The organism is Duganella margarita, assembly GCF_009857535.1.
Lineage (GTDB): Bacteria > Pseudomonadota > Gammaproteobacteria > Burkholderiales > Burkholderiaceae_D > Rugamonas > Rugamonas margarita.
Genome location: NZ_WWCS01000096.1, coordinates 1 through 263 on the forward strand (window position 1 = coordinate 1; position 263 = coordinate 263).

Annotated in this window: 1 tRNA gene and 1 rRNA gene; both read right to left on the reverse strand. The window is 50.6% G+C overall.

Annotation, left to right across the window (positions count from 1 at the left end):
* Positions 1-35: 35 nt before the first annotated feature.
* A tRNA-Ile gene (locus tag GTP55_RS29375) sits at positions 36-112 on the reverse strand.
* An 81-nt stretch (positions 113-193) separates the two neighbouring features.
* Positions 194-263: ribosomal RNA gene (locus GTP55_RS29380) — 16S ribosomal RNA — on the reverse strand; the annotation flags it as partial.

The following is a 263-nucleotide window of genomic DNA, read 5'->3' on the forward strand; positions in this document are numbered from 1 at the left end:
CTAATCCCCCATGGGTACCACTTAATACAGGCAACTGGTAGGGCTGGTTGGACTCGAACCAACGACCCCCGCGTTATCAACACGGTGCTCTAACCAGCTGAGCTACAGCCCCAATATTTGCTGTTCTTTTATTGTCTACAGTCGATAAGTGTGAGCGCTTGAAAGTGATTCCGGAGAATCCTGCAAACTCTAGAAAGGAGGTGATCCAGCCGCACCTTCCGATACGGCTACCTTGTTACGACTTCACCCCAGTCACGAATCCT